General features: G+C 72.5%; 3 protein-coding genes. 2 read left to right on the top strand and 1 reads right to left on the bottom strand.

Going from position 1 to position 2,223, the window contains the following annotated elements; translation table 11 throughout:
• On the top strand, nt 1–403 hold a 403-nt coding region (locus LQV45_RS27005), incomplete at its 5' end, for an LPXTG cell wall anchor domain-containing protein (RefSeq protein WP_230009843.1).
• Between the two features lie 113 nt (nt 404–516).
• On the opposite strand, the gene LQV45_RS27000 is transcribed toward LQV45_RS27005, so the two are convergent.
• Complete coding sequence (locus LQV45_RS27000; RefSeq protein WP_230009842.1) at nt 517–1,701, bottom strand: thiolase family protein; 1,185 nt, start codon at nt 1,699–1,701, stop codon at nt 517–519.
• A 106-nt stretch (nt 1,702–1,807) separates the two neighbouring features.
• Here LQV45_RS27000 and LQV45_RS26995 point away from each other — a divergent pair, with 106 nt between their 5' ends.
• Entirely contained in the window at nt 1,808–2,122 is a 315-nt protein-coding gene (locus LQV45_RS26995) for a YbjQ family protein (protein WP_230009840.1), read from the top strand.
• The last annotated feature ends 101 nt before the right edge of the window (nt 2,123–2,223 follow it).

The following is a 2,223-nucleotide window of genomic DNA, read 5'->3' as shown; positions in this document are numbered from 1 at the left end:
GCCGACGACGTCGCCGGCCGCGGTGGGCGTCTCGGCGAGCGCGACGCGCGTCGAGCAGGGCGGGTCGTTCACGGTCACGGTGACGGGCCTGAACGCCGGCGAGCAGCTGACGGCGACGCTGAACAGCACGCCGACGGTCATCACCGGCATCCCGGCCGCGGGTGCCGATGGGACGGTGACCTTCCGCGTGAGCGTCCCCTCGACGCTCGCCCCGGGCGCCCACACGGTCGTCATCACGCGCGCCGACGGCGCCGTGCTGAGCCCCCTCGCCATCGAGGTGTTCGCGAAGGGCACGCTGGCTGCCACCGGCGCCCAGGCGCCGTGGGGCCTCGCGCTCGCGGGCGGCTTCTTCGTGGTCGCAGGCGGTCTCGCCTTCGCCCTGCGCAAGCGCCGCACGGCCTGACCGGTCCGGAACGGCCCTCACCCTTCCGGGTGGGGGCCGTTCCCTTTCGCGTGAGGGGTCATTTTTTGTCGCTTCGAACGCGGCCAGGCGACAGAAAATGACCCCTCACGCGGCTAGAACCGCCGGAGCAGCGCGGCCAGAGCCTGGCCGCCGCCGATGCACATCGTCACGACCGCGTACTCGAGGTCGCGGCGCTGCAGGGTGAGGGCCGCGCGCACCGTGAGGATCGCGCCGGTCGCCCCGACCGGGTGCCCGAGCGCGATCGCGCCGCCGTACGGGTTCGTCTTCTCGGGATCGAGCCCCGCGTCGCGGATCACGGCGACCGCTTGCGCGGCGAAGGCCTCGTTCAGCTCGATCACGTCGACATCGGCCGGCGTCAGCCCCGTCTGCTCCCACAGCCGTTGCAGGGCGAGGACCGGGGCGTACCCCATGATCTCGGGATCGACCCCCGCCGTCGTGACGGCCTCGAGCGTCGCCAGCCCCGTGAGCCCGCGCTCGCGCACGTCGTCCTCGCGCATCAGCACGGTCGCCGCCGCGCCGTCGTTGATGCCCGAGGAGTTGCCCGCCGTCACCGACCCGCCCGCCTCGAACGCGGGCCGGAGCCCCGCCAGCACCTCAAGGGTCGTCCCGGGGCGCGGGTGCTCGTCGACCGCCACCTCGACCGGCCGCTTTCCGCCGGTCGTCACGGGCACGATCTCTTCCGCGAACGCCGCCCGACTGGCATCCTGGGCCGCCCGTCGCTGGCTCTCGACCGCGAAGGCGTCCTGCTCGGCGCGCGACACCCCGTATCGGGATGCCACGGTCTCGGCGGTCGTGCCCATGTGCCGGCCGCTGAACGGGTCGGTGAGGATCGCGAGCGTGCCGTCGAGGAGCGTCCGGTCGCCGAGACGCGCGTTGCCCCGGGCGCCGTACTCGAGGAACGGCGTCCGCGACATGCTCTCGTCGCCGCCGGCGACCACGACGTCGACGCCGCCCCAGCGGAGTTCCTGCGCGCCCGACCAGATGGCCTGCAGCCCCGACCCGCACAGGCGATTGACGGTGAACGCGGGGACCCGGGTCGGCAGCCCCGCGGCGAGCGCGACACGGCGGGCGTTGTAGGCATCCGGCCCGTTCTGCGCGATGCAGCCCATGACGACCTCGTCGACCGCATCCTTCTGCACCCCGGCCCGCTCGAGGGCGGCGGTGACCGCGACGGCCCCGAGCTCGTACGCATCGACGCTCGACAACGCCCCGCCGAACGAGCCGATGGGCGTGCGGGCACCCGAGACGATCACGATGCGCGGGGCAGTGGATGCCATGACAACCTCCGGGAGGGGAAGGGGCGATCACAGCATTGTGCCCGCGTTTCATCGCGGCGGCCGGAAACGCTGGCGGCGCGGGCCTCGCCACTGTCACACTGACCGCATGCTCGTCACAACCATGAACGACGTCCCCGGTCGCCAGATCGTCGAGGTATTCGGCGAGGTCACCGGCCTCACCGTGCGCGCGCGAAACATCGGCGTCCAGTTCGGCGCCGGCCTGAAATCGATCTTCGGCGGTGAGCTGGAGGGCCTCACGAAGCAGCTCCAGGAGAGCCGCGACGAGGCGAAGCAGCGCCTCATCGAGCAGGCTCAGGCGCTCGGAGCGGATGCCGTGATCGCGATGCGGTTCGACACCAGCGAGGTCGCGCAGAACTTCCAAGAGGTCGTCGCCTACGGCACGGCCGTCAAGCTCGGCTGACGCCGCCGCACGTGCGCCGGGGCGGCACCGCGCCCCCGAGAAGCGCCGAGACTGCATCTGCCTGACAAGCCCACTGCAGCGTGCAGTGGCGACGTCAGGCA

This window comes from Microbacterium sp. Bi128, assembly GCF_918698205.1.
The sequence above is the reverse complement of the archived record's forward strand: the minus strand, read 5'-3'. Positions and strand labels throughout refer to the sequence as shown.

What these genes read in the sequence shown, in the direction of transcription:
- LQV45_RS27000 (WP_230009842.1), bottom strand. Translation starts at nt 1,701, where the DNA reads ATGGCATCCACTGCCCCGCGCATCGTGATCGTCTCGGGTGCCCGCACG.
- LQV45_RS26995 (WP_230009840.1), top strand. Translation starts at nt 1,808, where the DNA reads ATGCTCGTCACAACCATGAACGACGTCCCCGGTCGCCAGATCGTCGAG.